Below are 20523 nucleotides of genomic sequence, written 5' to 3'. Positions count from 1 at the left end.
CACGTCACCGCGCCAGCGGGAGCCACACGCGCATCGGCGCCGCGCCCCGGTTCGCCCAGGCGTAGTAGGGAACCGCGGTCGCGGTGACGGCCGGGAGGTCCGTGGTGGCGCCCTGCGAGCCGGCCGCGTCGTCGACGCTGGTCGCGTCCACGGCGTGATCCGCGCCTCCAGACCGGGTCGCGTCCAGCCGCTGGTACGGCCACGATGCCTGCTCGTGTCCGGCCGGGGCGTGTCCGGGCACGCGCAGCGTGACGATGCCGTCGAGCAGGTCGTCGCGACGTTCCTCGGTGATCGGTGCGACCGCGTCGACCGTCAGGTCGTCGACCGTGAAGCCCTGCTGGTCCGCCTGCTCCACGGCGTACACGAGGGGGCCGCGCTCGATGGCGACCTGACCGCGGGCGGCGTCGATGCGGGCGTCGGCCACGTACCGGTGCGGCGTCGTGTCGAAGACGAGCTCGACCGTGTCCCCGGCCGTCCAGTGCCGGTCGACGACGTGCAGCGTGCCCGGCTCCGGGTGCGCCGTACCGTCCGGTCCCTGCACCGTCGTCGTGTCCGACCAGACCGGGATCCGCAGGCCGAGGGCGAGCGGGCCGTCCTCGGTGACCGTGACGACCACGCGGCCGTCGTGCGGGTACCCGGTCTCGACCGACACCGGCCCGAGGTCCGCCGTCGCGTACTGGTGGATCTGCAGGCCGCCGTCGGTCGCGGTGGCCAGGTAGCCGTCCAGGCTCGCGAACGTGCGCATGATGTTCGGCGGGCAGCAGGCGCAGTCGAACCAGCCGCGACGCCCGTGGGCGGGGGAGCGGTTCTCGTCCTGGTGCGCGTGGTCCCGCTGCTGCAGGGGGTTCACGTAGAAGTACTCGGTGCCCGCCAGGCTCACGCCGGCCAGGAACGCGTTGTAGAGCAGGCGCTCGATCGCGTCGGCGTAGACGGGCTTGCCGGTGGCGAGCAGCAGGCGCCACGCCCACTGCACGCCGCCGATGGCGGCGCAGGTCTCGGCGTAGCCGCGGTCGGTGGGCAGCTCGTAGGGGTCGCCGAACGCCTCCCAGTCCCAGCGCGCCCCGAGGCCGCCGGTGATGAACGCCTTCGTCGCCATCATGTCGGCGAACTGTCCCTCGCTCGCGGCCAGCAGTTCGGTGTCGCCGGTCTCGATCGCGACGTCGACGGCGCCGGCTGCCAGGTACACGGCGCGGACGGCGTGGCCCTCGACGGTCGTGGCCTGTCGGCTCGGCACCCGGTCGGAGAAGTACGTCGGCTCGCCGCCTGCGCGCTCGATGATGCCCGTGCCGCGGGCGTCGACGAACCAGTGCGCCAAGCCGAGGTACTCACGGTTGCCGGTCTCGCGGTACAGCTCGACGAGGCCCATCTCGACGACGGGGTGGCCGTCGACGTCGCGCGTCTTCGGCGTGCCGTCCGGTGCGGTCCCGTCGCCGAACGTGCGGACGAGGTGGTCCGCGTTCTTGACCGCGACCTCGAGCAGGCCGGTGTCGCCCGTCGCACGGTGCTGCGCCACGGCCGCTTGGTACAGGTGGCCGGCGCAGTACATCTCGTGGCTCCACTTGAGGTCCGTGTACCGCTCGCCCTTCCCACGGATCTGCTGCACGGAGTCGAGGTAGCCGTCGTCGGCCTGCGCCTGGGCGTACAGGGCGGTGACCTCGCGCTGCAGTTCGAGCAGGTCCTCGGACGGGGCGCGGCCGTACTCCCACGCCACCGCCTCGAGCCACTTCGTCACGTCCGAGTCCATGAAGATCGGGCCGGTGGCCTCGCCCTCCTCGAGCCCGGCGGCGATGCGCAGGTTCCGGAAGTTGCCGGCGGTCTCGAGCAGGGCGTACCCGCCGCGGACCGCGTCACGGCCGTTGCGCTCCTGCCGGAGTGCCCAGAAGCCGCCGGTGATCCGGGCGTCTCCCGTCGGCAGGGGTCGGAGCGTGAGGTGCGCGTCGGCGGTCGGGAGGACCGGGGTCGCGGTGTGCGCACGGCTGTCGGTCGCGAGCGTGGTGGTCATGTCGCCTCCTTGCGATGTGACTGGGACCGTCCCGGTGCCGCCGTTGGTGCAGTGTTCCGGAAAACGGTTTCTGGCGGGGACGCTACGACATCGGTCCGGCGTCCGCAAGAGTTCTGGGCGTTTTTCTGCGTATGCTCATCGTCACGTCCCGCGATCCGGAAAGGAACTTGCCGTGACCCTCGAGCGCACCGGTGCCGACCGCAGCACGCAGCCCGTCCGGATCACCGACGTCGCCGCGCTCGCCGGGGTGTCGATCGGCACGGCGTCGAAGGCGCTCAACGGCACCGGACAGCTCCGCGACTCCACCCGGGCACGGGTCAAGGACGCCGCCGAGAAGCTCGGGTTCGTCGGCGACGCCCGGGCCCGTGCGCTGTCCTCCGGTCGGACCTACACGGTCGGCATGATCACCACCGACTCCTTCGGTCGGTTCTCGATCCCGGTGCTCCTCGGTGCCGAGGACGCCCTGTCCGCCGGGCAGATGGCGGTCCTGCTCTGCGACACCCGCGACGACCACGTCCGCGAGGCCCACTACCTCCGCTCGCTCGCAGCCCGCGGGGTCGACGGCATCATCGTGACCGGACGGTCCGCCGACCCGCGACCGCCGATCGACGTGGCGATCCCGGTCGTGTACGCGTTCACGCCGTCGACCTCGGCCGACGACGTGTCGATCACCCTCGACGACTCCGCCGGATCCGCGCTCGTCGCCTCGCACGTGCTGACGCTCGGGCGGCAGCGGGTCGCCGTCGTCACCGGGCCCGCGCGGCACCGTTCCGCCGAACGTCGGGTGGCGGGAGCGGCCTCCGTGCTCGGGTCACGATTGGTCACGCCGCCGCTGTTCGGCGAGTGGTCGGAGCGGTGGGGGCGCCAGGCCGTCGACGTGCTCGCGCGGCAGTCGCCCGACGTCGACGCGATCGTGTGCGGCAGCGACCAGATCGCCCGCGGCGTGTGCGATCGGCTGCGGGAGCTCGGGCGATCGGTCCCCGAGGACGTCGCCGTCACCGGGTACGACGACTGGGACGTGATGGCGCTCGCCTCGAGGCCGCCGCTGACGACGGTGGACCTGCGGCTCGAGGAGCTCGGGCGCGTGGCCGGGCAGGCGTTGCTCGGTCTGATCGACGGCGGTGCGGCGGCCTCGGCGACGGTCACCCCGTCCCTCGTCATCCGCGAGAGCACCGCCGGCGCGTAGGGCGGTCGTGGTCCGGCGCGCCGATGCCGGTGCCGGTTCCGGTTCGCGTTGCGGTTCGCGTTGCGGTCTGCACTGAGCGGTCACGACACCCCGTCCTCCATGCCCAAGTGGTCACGAACCGGCGCCCGGGGTGCCTCCAGCTGACAGTTCGTGACCGCGCCGCGGGGAGGCAGCGGGGTGTCGTGACCGCACCGGGCGCGGCCGTTCGGAGTGGCACGGTCCGGCGAGCCGGCATGCGCGGGTGCAGGGTAGTGGGTGGTCAGGACACGCGTGGGTGCAGGGCAGCGGGTGGTCGGGACGTGCACGGGTGCGGGGCAGCGGGTGGTCGGGACGTGCGCGGGTGCGGGGCGCCGATGGATCGCACGTCGTCGTCGCCCTCGTTCGTCGCACGGTCACGACCTGTCGTGCGTAGGACGTCGACCGGTCAGGAATGGTCGGCTGTAGTTGCTCCGGACGACAGTTCGTGACCGGCCGGGAGAACTGAGCGGGGTGTCTCGACTGGTGGGGGAGGCGAGACCGGCGGCGCGCCCGGACGTTGCGAGAGTGAGCGCTCACGTGCCAGGATGTGAGCGCTCACGGAGGACGACGGAGTTCTGGAGGAACGCATGGGCGACGACCCCACCCAGCAGGTCGCGAACGGCCGCACGACACTCGGGATCGAGCTCGGCTCCACCCGCATCAAGGCATGCCTGGTGGACGAGGACCTCGTCCCCATCGCCGCCGGCTCCCACGAGTGGGAGAACGAATTCGTCGACGGCCGCTGGACCTACTCGCTCGACGCCGTCGAGACCGGTCTCCGGGCCGCGTACGCCGCGCTCGTCGCCGACGTCGAAGCGCAGTTCGGCGTGCGTCCGACCACCTTCCGCGCGGTCGGCGTGAGCGCGATGATGCACGGCTACCTGGCGTTCGACGCCGCGGGCGACCTGCTCGTGCCGTTCCGGACCTGGCGGAACACCTCGACCGGGCCCGCAGCCGAACAGCTCAGCGAGGCACTTGCCTTCAACGTGCCACTCCGCTGGTCGATCGCACACCTGTACCAGGCGGTCCTCGACGAGGAACCGCACGTGGCCGAGGTCGCGGGCATCACGACCCTCGCGGGCTACGTGCACCGACGACTCACCGGACGGAACGTGCTCGGCGTCGGGGATGCCTCCGGCGTGTTCCCGATCGAGGGCGGACCCGTCGACAGCGGTCCTGGAGACCCGGGCGCGAAGGACTTCGACCAGGCCATGCTCGCCACCGCGCAGGACCTGATCGGCGTGCCGGACCTGCGGTCCCTGCTGCCCGAGGTCCTCGTCGCCGGTGCCGAAGCCGGTGAGCTGACCCCCGAGGGCGCCGCCTGGCTCGACCCCACCGGCACGCTCGAACCCGGCGCGCCGCTCTGCCCGCCCGAGGGCGACGCCGGCACCGGCATGGTCGCGACGAACGCCGTCGCACCCCGCACCGGCAACGTCAGCGTCGGCACGAGCATCTTCGCGATGGTGGTCCTCGAGCACCCGCTCAGCACCCCGCACGAGGAACTCGACGTCGTGACCACCCCGGCTGGCGACGCCGTGGCGATGGTGCACTGCAACAACGGCGCCAGCGAGATCGCGAGCTGGGCGAAGGTCTTCGGACGGTTCGCCGAAGCGGCCGGGCAGCCCCTCGACGTCGACACCGTCTACGCGACACTGCTCACCGAATCGATCGCGGACAGCACCGACCCCGACGCCGGCGGCCTGCTCTCGTTCAACTACCTGGCCGGCGAACCCGTCACCCACGTCGAGGACGGCCGGCCCCTGCTGCTCCGCACCCCCGACGCCCGCTTCACCCTGGGCAACCTGGTCCGCTCCGAGGTGCACGGCGCGTTCGCCACCCTGGCGATCGGCATGGACGTGCTGCACGGCGAGCAGGTGCAGGTCGACCGGATGACCGCGCACGGCGGGCTCTTCCGCACGCCCGGCGCCCCGCAGCGTCTGCTCGCCGCGGCACTGCGGGTGCCGATCGCCCTCGAGGAGACCGCGGGCGAGGGCGGAGCGTGGGGCATCGCCGTCCTGGCCGCCTACCTCGAGCACACCGACCAGCAGCTCGCCGACTTCCTGTCGGACACCGTGTTCGGCGGGGACGCCGTGCACGTGGCCGAGCCCGAGCCGGCCGACGTCGACGGCTTCCAGACCTACCTGGGCCGCTACCGGGCCGCACTGCCCGTGCAGGACGTGGCGGCGGCGGCGACCCGCCCCAGCGCGACCACGCGCCCGACCGAGCAGACCGACGGCGCCGACCCGCGCCTCCCGGCAGAGCAGGAAGCGACCCGATGACCGACGCGACCCAGCAGAACGCGACCCAGCAGGACGCGACCCAGCACGCCGACGCGACCGACCCGACCACACGCCAGGCGGTGGCGACCACCCGGGAACGCGTCGCCCGCCTGCACGGCGAACTCGTCCGCTACGGCCTGGTGATCTGGACCGGCGGCAACGTCTCCGAGCGCGTGCCCGGCACCGACCTGTTCGTCATCAAGCCGAGCGGTGTCTCGAGCGACGACCTGACCCCGGAGAACCAGGTCGTCTGCACCCTCGACGGCGAGCCGGCCGACGGCTGGGGCAACGCGCACGGCCCGTCCTCCGACACCGCCGCGCACGCCCACGTCTACCGGAACATGCCCGAGGTCGGCGGTGTCGTGCACACCCACTCGACGTACGCGACGGCGTGGGCCGCACGAGCGGAACCCATCCCGTGCGTGATCACCGCGATGGCCGACGAGTTCGGCGGGCCGATCCCGGTCGGGCCGTTCGCGATCATCGGTGACGACTCCATCGGCCACGGCATCGTCGAGACGCTGACCGGCCACCGATCCCGCGCGGTCCTCATGCAGAACCACGGCGTCTTCACGATCGGCAAGGACGCGAAGGACGCCGTCAAGGCCGCCGTGATGTGCGAGGACGTCGCCCGCACCGTGCACATCGCGAAGCAGGGCGGGGACGTGGTCCCGATCGCGCAAGCAGACATCGATCGACTCTTCGATCGCTACCAGAACGTCTACGGACAGAACCCCGAAGGAGCCATGCAATGACTCAGGAGACCACCGTCGACCCCCAGGCCACGCTCGACGGCTACGAGGTCTGGTTCCTCACCGGCTCCCAGGGGCTGTACGGCGAGGAGACGCTGCGCCAGGTCGAGGAGCAGAGCAAGGCCGTGCACGCCGAGCTGGCCGGCGCCCTGCCGGTCAAGCTCGTCTGGAAGCCGGTCCTGAAGGACGCCGACGGCATCCGGCGCGCCCTGATCGAGGCCAGCGCCGACGACAAGGTCATCGGCGTCACCACCTGGATGCACACCTTCAGCCCCGCGAAGATGTGGATCGGTGGCCTGCAGGCGCTGACGAAGCCGCTGCTGCACCTGCACACGCAGGCGAACGTCACGCTGCCGTGGGCGGACATCGACTTCGACTTCATGAACCTCAACCAGGCCGCGCACGGCGACCGTGAGTTCGGCTACGCGCTCGCACGCCTCGGTGTCCGACACGCCACCGCCGTCGGGCACGTCTCGGATCCCCGCGTCCAGCAGCGGGTGTCGAACTGGACCCGTGCCGCAGCCGGTGCCGCAGCAGTCCGTGAGCTGAAGCTCACCCGCTTCGGCGACAACATGCGCTACGTCGCCGTCACCGAGGGCGACAAGACCGAGGCGGAGATCGAGCTCGGCGTGCAGGTGAACACCTGGGCGGTGAACGAGCTGGCAGCGGCCGTGTCCGCCGCGTCGGACCAAGAGATCGACGCGCTCGTGGCGACGTACGAGCGCGACTACGACGTGGACCCGTCACTCCGCAGCGCCGGCGGCGAACGACACTCGGCGCTCCGCGACGGCGCCGCCATCGAGATCGGCCTCCGCACCCTGCTGGCGCAGAACGGCTCCGCCGCCTTCACGACCAACTTCGAGGACCTCGGCACGCTCAAGCAGCTGCCCGGCCTCGCGGTCCAGCGCCTGATGGCGGACGGCTACGGCTTCGGCGCCGAGGGCGACTGGAAGACGGCCGTCCTGGTCCGTGCGATGAACGTCGCCGGCGCCGGACTGCCCGGTGGTGCGAGCCTGATGGAGGACTACACCTACGACCTCACGCCCGGGGCCGAGAAGATCCTCGGTGCCCACATGCTCGAGGTCTCGCCCACGCTCACCACCACGAAGCCGACGCTCGAGATCCACCCGCTCGGCATCGGCGGCAAGGACGACCCGGTCCGCCTGGTCTTCACCGCCGACTCCGGCGAGGCCGTGGTGGTCGCGCTCTCCGACACCCGCGACGGCTTCCGCTTGACCGCGAACGTCGTCGACGTCGTGCCGCCGACTTCCGCGTTGCCCAAGTTGCCGGTCGGCCGTGCCGTCTGGGAGCCGCGTCCGTCGTTCCCCGTCGCCGCCGAGGCCTGGCTCACCGCCGGCGCCGCCCACCACACCGTGATGACGACGGCCGTCGGTCTGCAGGTGGTCGAGGACCTCGCGACCATGGTCGGCACCGAGTTCCTGGTCATCGACGAGCACACCACCGCCCGCGGCTTCCGTGACGAGCTTCGTCTCCAGCAGACGTGGCACCGTCTCGACCGCGGCTTCTGAGGGACGCGGACCGTACGATGAGCGACGTGATCGCAGAGCAGCGCACGCGGACGAACTGGGCGGGCAACGTCACCTACCGGGCGTCCGGTCTGGCGCGTCCGACGTCGGTGGCCGCGTTGCAGGAACTGGTCGCGTCGACCCCGCGCCTGACGGCGCTCGGCTCACGGCACTCCTTCAACACGATCGCCGACACCGACGCCGTGCAGGTGTCGCTGCAGGACCTGCCGCCGGTCCTCGACATCGACACGTCGCGTCGTGTGGTCCGCGTGGCCGCCGGCATGACGCACAATCGGGTCGCGGCCGGTCTGGAGGCCCGTGGCTGGGCACTCGGGAACCTCGCGTCCCTGCCGCACATCTCCACGGCCGGGGCCGTCGCCACGGGCACGCACGGCTCCGGCGTCCGCAACCCGTCGCTCGCGCAGGCGGTGGTCGGGCTCGACGTCGTCCGCGCTTCCGGCGCGATCGAGCACGTCGATGCGTCCTCGCCGGACGGGGCCCTCGACGCCCACCGGGTGGCCATCGGCGCGCTCGGGGTCGTCACCACGGTGGAGCTCGCGATCGAGCCGACGTTCGAGGTCGCCACGACGGTGCACCTCGACCTGCCGTGGGACGCGGTGTCCGAGCACTTCGACCAGGTCATGTCCGACGCCTACTCGGTGTCGATGTTCACCTCGTTCGACGACCGCGGTGCCCGGCAGGTCTGGGTGAAGCACCGCGTGGACGAGCCCTCGCCCACCGTCGACCTCGTCGCCCTCGGAGCGCGGCCCGCCACCGGCCCCGTGCACCCGGGGGAGAACGACCCCGCCGGCGTCACCGAGCAGGGCGGCGTCCCCGGGCCGTGGGCCGAGCGGCTGCCGCACTTCCGGTCCTCGTTCACGCCGTCGACCGGTGCCGAGATCCAGGCCGAGTACTTGATCCCGGCAGCGTCGGCAGTGTCCGCGCTCGAGGCCCTCCGCCCGCTCGAGTCGGTGTTCGCGCCGATCCTCATCGCCGCCGAGATCCGCACGATCGCACCCGACACCGCCTGGCTGGCGCCGTCGTCCGGTCGGCAGTCGGTCGGCATCCACTTCACGTTCCGCCGGGACGCCGCAGCCGTGGCGGCCGCGGTGACGCGGATCGAGGAAGCGCTCGCGCCCTTCGACCCGCGGCCGCACTGGGGCAAGGTGTCCGGCGTGAGCGTCGAACGTCTGCACGAGGCGTACCCGCGGCTGTCGGACTTCGCCGCGGTCGCCCGCGATGTCGACCCCACGGGCCGGTTCCGCAACGCGTACCTGGCGCGCGTCCTGTCCTGACGGGGCGTGCCGCGTGGCACCACGACTGGGGCGTGCGCGTGACGACACCGGTTCCGTAGCCTCCTCGGAGGCAACGGAGGGGAGCACAGTGACGCTGCCGATCGCCGGGTGGTACCCGGACCCGCAAGACTCGAACCGCACACGGTGGTGGGACGGAGCACGTTGGGGAGCACTCGCACCCCAACCTGCTGTAGCTGTCCCCGCGCCACAGTGGGAGCCGGCACCGCGTCCGCCCGCGCCGTCGGAGTACCGCGCGGCCGTCACCGAGCAACCGCTCCGAGGGCGGAAGGCCCGGATCGCCAAGGACCGGGCGACCCGGGCAGCGAATCCGTTCGGGTACGCCGGGCTGGTCCTCGCGCTGCTCGGGTTCATCGTCAACGTGTTCGCGATCCCCGGGATCCTGGGGATCGTCTTCGGCGCGATCGGTCTGGCACGCGCCGGGCAGCTCACCGGGCAACGGATCACCGGGTTCGGAGTATCACTCGCAGCGGTCATCCTCGGGCTGGCGGCGTCGGCTGCCTTCGTCGTGCGAGCGGCACAGCTGCTCGCGTGACGACAGGTGTCCCGCACCGTTGAGCGCGATGCGGGACACCCGGGTCCTCAGTCCCTGCGGGACAGGTCGATCAGGAGCCTGACCACGGTCACGAGCAAGCTCGCGATCCCCAGCCAGGGCACCCGACGCCTGGACCGATCATCGGTGTCGTTCGACATCGGTGACCTCCTGGTGTCGTCGCCGGCTGACACGAGGAGCTTCGACCAAGGGATGCGTCGCCGAGCGTGCTCGGCTACCATCGGTTCCGAGCGTTGGACTCGGGATGGTTGGTTCATCCCTTGGCTTTCCACTCGGAAGGCAAATCGAAGCCCGGAACTGTTGTCGCAGTCCCGGGCTTCGTGCTTTCGCCCGGATCGCGCTCCGGCGGTGGCGCGACCGGGTCAAGCCTACGACGAACTGTCCGGTGACATTCCGGTCGTTGCTCACAGCGGTTTCCCGCCGGATGTGCGGGCGACCCGCCGGTTCGTCGCTGGGAGCGCACATGTGCATCCACAAAGGTCGGGGGATGGCGAACTTCAACCGCATCCTCGGCATGGCCTCGAAGGTCATCGACAAGCAGCTCCAGAAGCGTGGGCAGGGGGACGGTGCGCCCGGCAACGGAGCGCAGCGCGCTGGCGGGACCGACTGGCGTGACGTCGTCCGCGGTGCAGCGGACCGGCTGACGGGCGACGACCGGGGCCAGCAGCAGCAGCGGCCGCAGCAGCAGTACGGCCAGCCGCAGCAGCGGCCCCAGCAGCAGTACGGCCAGCCGCAGCAGCACGGCCAGCAGCAGTACGGGCAGGCGCCCCAGCAGCAGTACGGCGAGCCGCAGCAGCACGGCCCGGCCGACTCGGACAAGGTCGCCCTGGCGAAGTACGACTACCTGCTCCGCACCTCGTCGCCGGACCAGCTCGAGCAGGTCCACCACGACGCCTTCGCCCGCCTCACCCCGGCGCAGCGGCAGCAGGTGCGCAACCGCCTGAACTCCGAACTCCCGCCGCACGAGCACCTGCGCGACGACTCGGCGGGCGGCATGGCGCGCGCGATGACCCGCGGCGAGGTCCGCCGTCCGGGCCTGATCCGCCGCGTCCTCGGCGGCTCGAGCAACGGCAACGGCAACGGCCGCGGGCGTGGTGGTGCCTTCGCCGGCGGTGCCGCGGTCGGCGCCGGTGCGATGGCGCTCGGCGGCATCGGTGTCGCGGTCGCCGGGGGAGCGGTGCTGAGCGCCGCAGCCGGGCCCGTGCTCGCGGAGGCCGCGAACCTCGGCGTCGACTTCGAGGGCATCGCCTCGGGCATCGGCGACCTCGGACTGGCCGACCTCGGCGCTGACCTCGGCGGCGGCTTCGAGGGGATCGCGGGCGAGGGTGAGCAGCTCCTCGGCGGCCTCGGTGAGCAGGCGTCGGGCCTCGGCGAGCAGGCCTCGAACCTGGGCAACGACTTCCTCGGGGGCCTGTTCGACCGCTGACCCACGCCCCTCGGGTGGACTCGGTGCAGATCCATCGGGAATAGACGGACGTCGCGCGGCACTTGGATTGTTTCGTCGTGCGACGTCTGTCGCACGTGTGATTCGGACGGGCGACCGCCGCGGTGTCAGGATGGACGCCGCCCGGCGACCCGGTCCGTGCAACCACAGCGGCTGCAGCACGGTCGCCACCACCCTTCCCACGAGGAGCACCACCGTCATGAGACGCCCGAACCGCCTGACGATCACCGCGGCCGTCGCCGCAGCAGCAGCCCTGGTCCTGACCGGCTGCTCGGGTGGGAGCTCGTCCGACGACGGTGACGGCACGGCCAAGGGCGGCACGCTCAACATCCTGACGACGGCCACCGCGGTGCACCTCGACCCGGCGACGAGCCAGAACCTGAACATCACCACCTTGGGTCTGGTGCTCCGCCGGCTGACGGCGTGGGACGTCGAGCCCGGCAAGGCCGCCAAGGTGGTGCCGGACCTGGCGACGAACACCGGCGACTCGAGCGACGGCGGCAAGACCTGGACGTACCACCTGAAGGACGGGCTGAAGTTCCAGGACGGCACGCCGATCACCACGAAGGACATCAAGTGGGGCATCGAGCGCTCGTTCGCGCCGACCCTGACCGGTGGCCTGAGCTACCACAAGTCGCTCCTGGTCGGTGGCGAGGACTACAAGGGCCCGTTCGACGGCAAGACCCTCGACAGCATCGAGACGCCTGACGACTCGACCATCGTCTTCAAGCTCAACGCCGCGTACGGCGACTGGCCGTGGCTCGTGTCGATGCCGGCGTTCGCTCCGGTTCCCGACGGCGACGGCACGGACACGGGTGCGTACGACAGCAAGCCGGTCGCGTCCGGGCCGTACCAGGTGCAGTCGAACACCCAGGGCTCGCAGATCACCCTCGTCCGCAACAAGGAGTGGAGCGCGAAGACCGACGACGTCCGCACCGCCGGCCCGTCGAAGGTCGTGTTCAAGGAGAGCCAGGATCCGTCGACCGTCACGCAGACGCTGATCGCCGACAACGGTGACGCGAAGGACTCCTTCGGCGCGAGCTACCTCGGCGCAGCCGAGCTGAACCAGGTGCGGAGCAACCCCGCCGCCCAGGACCGCCTCGCCACGTCGAAGGCCGGCCCGATCAACTACATGGCGATCAACACCCAGAAGGGATCGCTCAAGGACCTCAAGGTCCGTCAGGCCCTGCAGTACGCCGTCGACAAGAAGTCGTACCGGATCGCTGCGGGCGGCGCGCTCGCCGGTTCGTACGCCACGACCCTCATCACCCCGGGCATCGCGGGCCGCGAGGACTACGACCTGTACAAGCCCGGCGCGAACGGTGACGTCGCGAAGGCGAAGCAGCTCCTCGAGGACGCGGGCGTGTCCGACCTCAAGCTGACCCTGGCGACCCAGAACGACCCGACCTACCTCGCCCAGGCGCAGGCGCTGCAGTCCGGCCTCAAGCGCGCCGGCATCACCGTCACGCTGAAGCCGCTCGACGCGGACTCGTTCTACACCGCGACGACCGACGGCACCGACTTCGACCTGGCGCTGTTCAGCTGGCAGCCGGACTTCCCGAGCGCGAACGCCAACATCCAGCCGCTCTACGACTCGTCGCAGATCGGTGGCGGCGGCTACAACGTCTCGAAGTACAGCAACCCCGAGGTCGACGCGCTGATCAAGAAGGCCAGCGCCACCGTCGACCAGCAGGACGCGCAGAAGCTGTGGGTCGAAGCGGACAAGAAGATCATGGCCGACGCGCCGATCGTCCCGCTGACCTACGCGAAGCAGTCGTTCCTGGCCGGTTCGAACGTGCAGAACTTCCAGATCGCGGACTTCCCGGCGTACCCGAACTACCTCAAGGTCTCGCTCGCGAAGTGAGTTCGCCGCTGCTCGAGGTCGAGGGGCTCCACGTCGCGTTCGGCGACGCGGAGCCCGTCGTCCGTGACGTCTCCTTCACCCTGACCCCCGGTCGTGTGCTCGCCCTCGTGGGGGAGTCCGGCTCCGGCAAGTCCGTCAGCGCCATGAGCGTGCTCGGCCTGCTGCCGCCCGAGGCGCGGGTCTCCGGCAGCGTCCGGTTCCGTGGCGAGGAGCTCGTCGGCGCCTCCGACGACACGCTCCGTGCCGTTCGCGGCGCCGGCATCGGCGTCGTGTTCCAGGAACCGATGAACTCGTTCACGCCGGTGCTGTCCATCGGCACGCAGGTCGCCGAGGCGATCCGGGCGCACCCGACGGACCTGGATCGTGCGGCGGTCTCCGCGCGCGTCGACGAGCTCCTGCGTGCCGCAGGCCTCACCGACCCCGAGCGCATCCGCAAGGCCTACCCGCACGAACTGTCCGGCGGGCAGTTGCAGCGCGCAATGATCGCGATGGCCCTGGCCGGGGACCCGGTCGCGCTGATCGCCGACGAGCCGACGACCGCCCTGGACGTCACGGTGCAGGCCGGGATCCTCGACCTGCTCCGCCGACTCGGTCGCGAGCGCTCCTTGGCCGTCCTGCTCATCACGCACGACATGGGTGTGGTGGCGGACGTCGCGGACGAGCTCCTGGTGATGCGCCGCGGCGACCCCGTCGAGCACGGCACGGTCGCCGAGGTCTTCGCGCACCCGTCCGCCGACTACACGCGCGAGCTCCTCGCCGCCGTCCCCAGCCTGGAGGCCCGTGGCGGCGCCGCCGACGCTGCTGCGGATGTCGAAGGGGACCCGTCCACTGCCCGGGCCGACGAGGCCGAGGCGAGCCGCGCCTCCCGATCGCTGGTCGCGCAGCTGCGCGACGTCGCCGTGCGGTACTCGCGTCGCGGCGGACCGACCGTGTCGGGCATCGATCTGGACCTGCGCGCCGGCGAGACCGTCGGCCTGGTCGGGGAGTCCGGGTCTGGCAAGTCGACCATCGGCCGCGCGCTGGCGGGGCTGGTGCCCGTCGTCGAGGGCTCGGTCGAGGTCGACGGCAGCGACCTGCGGACCGCCAGGGGCCGACGGCTCCGCGAGCTCCGCAGCCGCGTCGGCATCGTCTTCCAGGATCCGGCGTCGTCGCTCAACCCGCGGCAGACCATCGGCTGGAGCATCGCCGAGCCGTTGCTCGTGCACGGGACGGCCTCGGCGGCCGATCGTGCGGAACGCGTCCGTGAACTGCTGACCGCCGTGCAGCTCGACCCGTCGTGGGCCGAGCGGTTCCCGCACCAGCTCTCCGGCGGGCAGCGCCAGCGCGTCGCCGTCGCGCGGGCCTTGGCGCTCCGTCCGGCGCTCGTCATCGCCGACGAGCCCACCTCGGCACTCGATGTGACCGTGCAGGCGGCCGTGCTCGACCTGCTCGCGCAGCTGCAGGACGAGTTCGGGTTCGGCATGCTCCTCATCAGCCACGACCTCGCGGTCGTCCGGCAGCTCGCTGACGAGGTCGTCGTCCTGCACGACGGTCGCGTGGTCGAGCGGGGGACCACGGACGCCGTGCTCGACGACCCGCAGCAGGACTACACGCGCATGCTGCTCGCAGCGGCGCCCGTCGCCGATCCCGTGCGACAGGCGGCCCGCCGCGAAGCCTGGCGCGCCTGGGAAGGAGTGTCCTCGTGACCGCCAACGTCGTCGAGCGCCCCGTGGCCTCGTCCGGACGCACCACCGGCTTCCGCGCCGTGGTGCGCCGCATCCGGCAGGACCGCTGGGCCGTGACCTCGGCCGTCGTCATCGTGGTGTTCCTCGTGGTCGCCGTCGCGGCGCCGCTCATCAGTGCCGTCACCGGGCAGGACCCGTACGGGTACGACATCGACGCGCTCAACTCGTTCGGTGCACCGAAGGGCTTCGGCGGGGGGATCAGCGGCGAGCACTGGTTCGGTGTCGAGCCGCTGACCGGTCGCGACCTGTTCGCGATCGTGACGTACGGTGCCCGGACGTCGCTCGGCATCGGGCTCGCCGCGACCTTCCAGTCGATCGTCATCGGGGTGCTCGTCGGCGTCACCACCGGCTTCTTCGGCGGCTGGTACGACCGCGTGCTCTCCCGCGTGGTCGACGTGATCTTCGGCTTCCCGTCGCTCGTCTTCATGATCGCCCTGACCGCGATCGTGCCGACGTCGTTCCCGAAGCCCGTCCTGGTCGTGCTCGTCATCGGGTTCTTCGGCTGGCCGTCCGTCGCCCGCGTGGTCCGCGGCCAGACACTGTCGCTCGTCAGTCGGAACTACGTCGTCGCCTCCACGGCGATGGGCGCCGGCCGGTGGCACGTCATCCGCACCCAGCTGCTGCCGAACCTCGCGGCGACGATCACCGTCTACGCGACGATCTCGATCCCGTCGATGATCGGCGCCGAGGCCGCGCTGTCGTTCCTGGCGGTCGGCGTGACCCCGCCGACGCCCTCGTGGGGGCGCAGCATCGGCGACGCCGTCGGCTGGGTGCAGACCGACCCCATGTACCTCGTGTTCCCCGGAGCGGCCCTGTTCCTCATCACCCTCGCGTTCAACGTGCTCGGCGACGCCCTGCGTGACGCCCTCGACCCGAGAGGAGCACGCCGATGAGCACGTTCCGCTTCATCGCGATCCGCGTCCTCGGTGCAGCCGTCGTGCTGCTCGTCGTCGCCGCGATCACCTACGCACTGTTCATGCTGCTGCCGACGAACCCCGCGCGAGCAATCTGCGACAAGCCCTGCACGCCGGACCGGCTGCGCGAGGTGCAGGCGTTCCTGGGCACCGACAAGCCCTGGCTGGCGCAGTTCGGCGCCTACCTGGCGGGGATCTTCACCGGCCGCACGTTCGGGAGCGGCACGTCCGTGATCACCTGCGCAGCACCGTGCTTCGGGTACTCGTTCCAGCTGCACGAGAGCGTCACCGACCTGATCCTGTCCCGCCTGCCCGTCACCGCGTCGATCGCCGTCGGTGCCGCCGTGCTCTGGCTCGTCGCCGGGGTGTTCGGCGGAGCCGTCTCGGCGCTCCGTCGCGGCACGTTCGTCGACCGGGCCGTGATGACCGTCGCGGTCGCCGGGGTCTCGTCGCCGGCGTACCTGATCGGGTTGCTCGGCATCCTGCTGTTCGGGTTCGTGCTCGGCATCCTGCCGACGAGCGGGTACGTCGCGTTCACCGACGACCCGGTCGGCTGGTTCACCCACCTGATCCTGCCGTGGTGCGTGCTCGCGTTCATCAGTGCCGCGATCTACGCCCGACTGACCCGTGGCGAGATGCTCGAGTCGATGTCGCAGGACTTCGTGCGGACCGCTCGGGCCAAGGGCCTGCGCGAGCGACAGGTCGTCGTGCGGCACGGACTGCGTACCGCGATCCTGCCGGTGGTGACGCTGTTCGGGCTCGACCTCGGGTCGCTGCTCGGCGGTGCGGTCATCACCGAGAAGGTGTTCTCGATGCAGGGCCTCGGCGCGCTGCTCATCGACGCCGTGCACACCCTCGACCTGCAGGTCGTCGTGGGCTTCACGTTGTTCTCGGCGCTGTTGATCGTCACCGCGAACGTGATCGTCGACGTGGTCTACGCGTTCGTCGACCCGCGGGTGCGGCGCCGGGCGTAGCTCAGGTGGCGTCCCACCAGCGCAGCACGCGGGTGCCGTGGAGCGTGAGCCACTTCGACGGCTCGCCCTCGGGGACGTCGACCTCGAACCACTGCCGACCCGGCGGCCGCGTTCCCTGGGTCCACGTCCCGTCGTCGTTCCTGGCGGCACGGACGACCTCGATCGCCTCGGCCGCCCGGGCGTCCGGCGCGGTACCGTTCTGCAGCGCAGCAACCCGCAGGTGGTCGGTGACCCGGAGCGCCGAGTAGATCCAGCGCAGCGGGTACGCGAACCGGGTAGCCCACGGCCCGACGAGCTCGCCGTCGTGCTTCCGGAACAGCAGCCGTCGTTCGAGCAGGTACTCGGTACCGCGGAGTCGAGCCGCTCGGAGTTCCGCTGCTCGGGGGTGGTTGCCGCCGGTCAGCTGCTCGTGCTGCAGGAGCCCCTCGATCACGTTGAGGGTCGAGTGGAACGACGACACGGTCGACCCCTCGATCCACTCGCAGTTCCAGCCGCCGTCGTCGAGCTGGTGGTCGAGGAACCAGTCCGCCAGCTGCCCGACGTCGGCACCGAGCCAGGCGCCGTTCGCCAGGGTGAAGGCGTTGATGCAGCAGTCGACCTCGCCGCTCCAGTAGGGCAGGTCCTCGTACTCCCAGCGGCTGTTCGTCGCGAGCCGGGCGGCCGTGTCCCCGAGGACCGCGGAGTCGAGCCCCCAGTCGCGCAGGGCGTTCAGCGACCAGGTCGTCGCCGTGTAGGGCTGCCCCGGGTCGTCCGCCTCGGGACCGTCGAAGTCGAAGTCCGCCGGGAAGTACGCGCCACCGGCCCACTGCCCGTCGGGGTCCTGGTGTGCGAGCATCGCCGCCCCGAGGCCCTCGGTCGCGACCCGCGCCCGGGTCTGCTGCCACACGGACGGCGGCGCACCGGTCAGATCACGCTCGACCTGCCACCGGACCGCCGGCTCCGAGTCGAGCAGCCACTCGACCACCGCGTCGTCGCTCATGGCGCGGAGGCTACGCCGTGCGGCGCACGCGCGGTGGCGCGAGGGCGGTTCGTGCGAGGTTGTTCACTCCGTGCGGGGGAACAACCTCGCACCGAGTGAACAACCTCGCACCGAGCAACAGCCTGCGCGGTGGATCAGAAGTAGGTGATGCCGTGCGGGGTCCGAGGGGGCTGGAGCATCGCGCGCAGCAGCTCGATCGACGCGGTGTCCGCAGCGCGGACCAGGCCGGCGGCCGCCAGGGTGACGGGCGAGACCGACCCGATGAGCAGGGCACCGAGCTCTGCCACGTCGAGCTGGACGTCGGAACCGGCCACGTCGGCGTCGTCGGCGATGCGCGTGACGCTGCCACGGGCCTCCTGGACGTCCAGCCGGTACGTGCCGGTCGTGTGGCCGAGCGCATCGGTGACCGCGAGTGTCAGCGAGCCGTCGACGGCGAACGGCCGCGACTCGAGCACCGCGGCCACGTCGAGGACGCGCAGCCAGACGTGGTCCTCCTCGTGGTCGACGTCGTACGCACGGTTGTCGCCGAGCGCCGCGACGATCGGGTCGTCGAGGCGCGAGCGGTTGTACTTCACGACGTCGTTCAGGTCGACCGACAGCACGAACTCCCACAGCGCCGTGTAGGCCTGGTCGTTCGCGTAGACCAGGTCGACGATCTCGAGTGCGGTGTCGGAGGACCCGTCCTCCTTGACACGCCAGGTGACGTACCCGTCGATCTCGTCCGTGCCCTCGGCGCGGTGCACCGCCGCACGGACGTCCTTCGCCTTCTGGCCGTCGTTGCCGAGCAGTCCGAAGACCACCGGCCAGGTGCCCGCGTTGCGGACCATCGAGCCGGGCGTGCGGGTGTGGAAGCGCTCGAAGACCGCCTTGCCGGGGCCGTCGGCGAGCCACTGCGGCGTGACGACGGACACCGAGCCCGACGTCGGGGCGAGGAGGGGGAGTGCGCGTTCGCGACGCACGCGCACCGCGCGCTCGCGGATCGCGCTGCCGAAGCCGAAGCGGCGGTAGATCGTGCCCTCGGACGCGGTCAGGGACGCCACGGCGTAGCCCTCGGCGACACCGCGCTCGAGCGCGTGCGTCATCATGCGGCGCAGGATGCCGCGGCGACGCTCGGTGGGCCGGACCGTTACCGCGGAGATGGCCTGCGTGTCGACGGACGACCCGTCGCCCCAGCTCAGCGCCTTGCGGAACCACGTGAAGGTGCCGGCGGGCCAGGTCTCGTCGACGGAACCGGGGAAGGGCTTCCGGACGTAGACGCCCAGGAACGTCTCTTCGTCGGCGATGAAGTGGGACGCCATACGGGCTGCACCTTCGGCGTCCGGATCGGCTTCGTGGAACCCGAGGCCGACGGCCTGCATCCACGATCCGGTCTCGGCGTTCGGTGCCCCCTCGTCATCCGTCCCGGGCGCGAACTCGCGCAGCTCGTAGCGGTCGTCGAATGCCTCGTTGCTCACGCTCACGACCCTATCGGGACCGGGTGACGTCACGGCAAGGTGCGACGGGCCTCCTGCACGATGACCTCGTCGAGGTCCGCCAACGACCGCATCTGCTGCAGCGGGCGAGCCATCCGGTGGTTGTCACGGAGCGCCGGCTCGGTGCGCGCGAGGAACGCCCAGTACCCGGCGGTGAACGGGCACGCGTCGTCGCCGACCCGCTTCGTCGGGTCGAAGCGGCAGCCCCCGCAGTGGTCCGACATCCGGTCGATGTAGCGACCGCCCGACGTGTACGGCTTCGTGGCGACCATCCCGCCGTCGGCGTGCTGGGACATGCCGATGATGTTCGCCGGCATCACCCAGTCGGTGCCGTCGACGAACACGTCGGTGAACCACTCGGTCAGGTGCACCGGGTCGTAGCCGCGCTGCAGTGCCCAGTTGCCGAGCACCATGAGGCGCTGGATGTGGTGCAGCCAGCCGTGGTCGTGCAGGCCCTCGATCGCGGTCCGCACGCAGACGGCGTCGATCTCCGACGCGTCGAGCTCGCGCCACCAGTCGGGCAGGCGTCCGTGCGCGCCGAGGGCGTTCTCCGAAGCGCCGTAGTCGTCGCCGAACCACCAGTAGAGGTGCCAGACGTAGTCGCGCCACCCAGCGACCTGGCGGACGAAGCCCTCGACGCTGGCGAGCGGGGCGGCCTCGGTGCGGTGCGCTTCGAGGGCGGCGTCGATCGCCTGCCGCGGATCGAGCACCCCGAGGTTCATCGGCACGCTGAGGAGCGAGTGCGCCATCGTCCAGTCGTTCGTCAACGTGGCGTCCTCGAACGGCCCGAAGTCGCCGAGGCGCACCGCGACGAAGTCGTCGAGCGCACGCTGGGCCTCGTCCGCCGTCACCGCGAACCGACGGGTGTCGTCCCGGCCGACGAACCGGGCGGTGCCGTCCCGCTCCCATCGGTCCAGGTCGTGCCGCACCTGGTCGTCGATGTCGTCCTCGTCCGGCCACCAGGGCTCGGGCAGCCCGAGGGTCGTCGCGCCCTTCGGCGGCGGCTGGCGGTTCTGGTCGTCGAGGCTGAACTTCCCACCGATCGGCTTGCCGTCGCGCAGCAGCCAGCCCTCACGGCGCCGGACACGCTCGTAGTGGTCCTCCATGCGGAACCGACCCGTGCCCTGCGCCGCCCACTCCGCGAACTCGTCCTCGTCGGTCACGAACCCGCGGCTCGGCAGGATCACGGTGCCCCGGCCCCAGTGCCGGATCTGCGCGCGGAGGGTGCGGGACGGCGGGTCGATCGCCTCGAGGTCGTCGCGGCCGGTCAACGCCTCGCGGAGGGTGTCGACCTGGACGAGCTCGGCACGGTCACCGAGTTCGTGGACGCGGTGGCGCAGGGCACTCAACCAGAGGTGGGCCTTCGCCCGGTGGACGGGGCGAGCGGTGAAGAACTCGCGTGCCTCGACGACGAGCGCCGGGCCGCCGTCGTCGAACAGGGGGCCGTACTGGCCGGGGAGGACCAGGCGACGACGTTCGGAGGGCATGGGTGGACCGTACCCAGCGAGTGGGGTGGAGCTGTC

At 71.4% G+C, this 20523-nt stretch carries 15 protein-coding genes; 11 read left to right on the top strand and 4 right to left on the bottom strand.

The features are described 5' to 3' along the window. Positions 1-4: 4 nt before the first annotated feature. Positions 5-2002: a glycoside hydrolase family 127 protein gene (locus tag ACIPV1_RS07585; RefSeq protein WP_402726079.1), complete on the bottom strand. Its 1998-nt coding sequence runs from the start codon at positions 2000-2002 to the stop codon at positions 5-7. 172 nt (positions 2003-2174) lie between these two features. On the opposite strand from ACIPV1_RS07585, the gene ACIPV1_RS07580 reads away from it, so the two are divergent. The 11 genes from ACIPV1_RS07580 to ACIPV1_RS07530 all read left to right on the top strand — a co-directional run bounded on the left by ACIPV1_RS07580 (position 2175) and on the right by ACIPV1_RS07530 (position 16549). Beyond that, positions 2175-3188 carry a LacI family DNA-binding transcriptional regulator gene (locus ACIPV1_RS07580; RefSeq protein ID WP_123938485.1) on the top strand — a complete coding sequence of 338 codons (1014 nt, stop codon included), beginning with the start codon at positions 2175-2177 and terminating at the stop codon, positions 3186-3188. A 605-nt stretch (positions 3189-3793) separates the two neighbouring features. Beyond that, on the top strand, positions 3794-5485 hold the full coding sequence (locus ACIPV1_RS07575; protein WP_402726078.1) for a xylulokinase: 1692 nt from the start codon (positions 3794-3796) through the stop codon (positions 5483-5485). Continuing rightward, on the top strand, positions 5482-6240 hold the full coding sequence (locus ACIPV1_RS07570; RefSeq protein ID WP_402726077.1) for an L-ribulose-5-phosphate 4-epimerase: 759 nt from the start codon (positions 5482-5484) through the stop codon (positions 6238-6240). Before ACIPV1_RS07575 ends, ACIPV1_RS07570 begins: the two co-directional genes overlap by 4 nt. Then, positions 6237-7766, top strand: coding sequence for an L-arabinose isomerase (araA, locus tag ACIPV1_RS07565; RefSeq protein WP_402726076.1), 1530 nt, complete (start codon positions 6237-6239; stop codon positions 7764-7766). The genes ACIPV1_RS07570 and araA overlap by 4 nt, the downstream gene beginning before the upstream one ends. A gap of 26 nt (positions 7767-7792) precedes the next feature. After that, positions 7793-9058: a D-arabinono-1,4-lactone oxidase gene (locus tag ACIPV1_RS07560; RefSeq protein WP_402726075.1), complete on the top strand. Its 1266-nt coding sequence runs from the start codon at positions 7793-7795 to the stop codon at positions 9056-9058. 88 nt (positions 9059-9146) lie between these two features. After that, positions 9147-9611: a DUF2510 domain-containing protein gene (locus ACIPV1_RS07555; RefSeq protein ID WP_123938488.1), complete on the top strand. Its 465-nt coding sequence runs from the start codon at positions 9147-9149 to the stop codon at positions 9609-9611. A gap of 505 nt (positions 9612-10116) precedes the next feature. Further along, positions 10117-11055, top strand: a complete 939-nt coding sequence (locus tag ACIPV1_RS07550) for a cation-transporting ATPase (RefSeq protein WP_402726074.1) — start codon at positions 10117-10119, stop codon at positions 11053-11055. A 217-nt stretch (positions 11056-11272) separates the two neighbouring features. Continuing rightward, positions 11273-12937, top strand: a complete 1665-nt coding sequence (locus ACIPV1_RS07545) for an ABC transporter substrate-binding protein (protein ID WP_402726073.1) — start codon at positions 11273-11275, stop codon at positions 12935-12937. After that, the gene (locus ACIPV1_RS07540; protein ID WP_402726072.1) at positions 12934-14622 is read left to right on the top strand and encodes a dipeptide ABC transporter ATP-binding protein; all 1689 of its coding nucleotides are present in this window, start codon (positions 12934-12936) and stop codon (positions 14620-14622) included. The genes ACIPV1_RS07545 and ACIPV1_RS07540 overlap by 4 nt, the downstream gene beginning before the upstream one ends. Beyond that, entirely contained in the window at positions 14619-15554 is a 936-nt protein-coding gene (locus ACIPV1_RS07535; protein WP_402726071.1) for an ABC transporter permease, read from the top strand. Before ACIPV1_RS07540 ends, ACIPV1_RS07535 begins: the two co-directional genes overlap by 4 nt. Further along, positions 15551-16549 (top strand): ABC transporter permease, encoded by a 999-nt coding sequence (locus ACIPV1_RS07530; protein ID WP_132099965.1) that lies wholly within the window; start codon positions 15551-15553, stop codon positions 16547-16549. Before ACIPV1_RS07535 ends, ACIPV1_RS07530 begins: the two co-directional genes overlap by 4 nt. 1 nt (position 16550) lies before the next feature. Here ACIPV1_RS07530 and ACIPV1_RS07525 read toward each other — a convergent pair whose 3' ends face one another. The 3 genes from ACIPV1_RS07525 to ACIPV1_RS07515 form a co-directional block, all read right to left on the bottom strand. Beyond that, positions 16551-17528 carry a squalene cyclase gene (locus tag ACIPV1_RS07525; protein WP_402726070.1) on the bottom strand — a complete coding sequence of 326 codons (978 nt, stop codon included), beginning with the start codon at positions 17526-17528 and terminating at the stop codon, positions 16551-16553. Positions 17529-17662: 134 nt separating this feature from the next. Next, positions 17663-18982: a GNAT family N-acetyltransferase gene (locus ACIPV1_RS07520; protein WP_402726069.1), complete on the bottom strand. Its 1320-nt coding sequence runs from the start codon at positions 18980-18982 to the stop codon at positions 17663-17665. A gap of 29 nt (positions 18983-19011) precedes the next feature. Next, entirely contained in the window at positions 19012-20487 is a 1476-nt protein-coding gene (locus tag ACIPV1_RS07515; RefSeq protein WP_402726068.1) for a cryptochrome/photolyase family protein, read from the bottom strand. Positions 20488-20523 lie beyond the last annotated feature (36 nt).

This window comes from Curtobacterium sp. NPDC089991, assembly GCF_044748425.1.
Taxonomy (GTDB): Bacteria; Actinomycetota; Actinomycetes; order Actinomycetales; family Microbacteriaceae; genus Curtobacterium.
This window is presented reverse-complemented; position numbering and strand designations above follow the sequence as displayed.

Excerpts from the sequence above, each read along its gene's own strand:
- ACIPV1_RS07585 (WP_402726079.1), bottom strand. The coding sequence starts at position 2,002 with ATGACCACCACGCTCGCGACCGACAGCCGTGCGCACACCGCGACCCCG.
- ACIPV1_RS07575 (WP_402726078.1), top strand. The coding sequence starts at position 3,794 with ATGGGCGACGACCCCACCCAGCAGGTCGCGAACGGCCGCACGACACTC.
- ACIPV1_RS07570 (WP_402726077.1), top strand. The coding sequence starts at position 5,482 with ATGACCGACGCGACCCAGCAGAACGCGACCCAGCAGGACGCGACCCAG.
- araA (WP_402726076.1), top strand. The coding sequence starts at position 6,237 with ATGACTCAGGAGACCACCGTCGACCCCCAGGCCACGCTCGACGGCTAC.
- ACIPV1_RS07550 (WP_402726074.1), top strand. The coding sequence starts at position 10,117 with ATGGCGAACTTCAACCGCATCCTCGGCATGGCCTCGAAGGTCATCGAC.
- ACIPV1_RS07545 (WP_402726073.1), top strand. The coding sequence starts at position 11,273 with ATGAGACGCCCGAACCGCCTGACGATCACCGCGGCCGTCGCCGCAGCA.
- ACIPV1_RS07530 (WP_132099965.1), top strand. The coding sequence starts at position 15,551 with ATGAGCACGTTCCGCTTCATCGCGATCCGCGTCCTCGGTGCAGCCGTC.
- ACIPV1_RS07525 (WP_402726070.1), bottom strand. The coding sequence starts at position 17,528 with ATGAGCGACGACGCGGTGGTCGAGTGGCTGCTCGACTCGGAGCCGGCG.
- ACIPV1_RS07515 (WP_402726068.1), bottom strand. The coding sequence starts at position 20,487 with ATGCCCTCCGAACGTCGTCGCCTGGTCCTCCCCGGCCAGTACGGCCCC.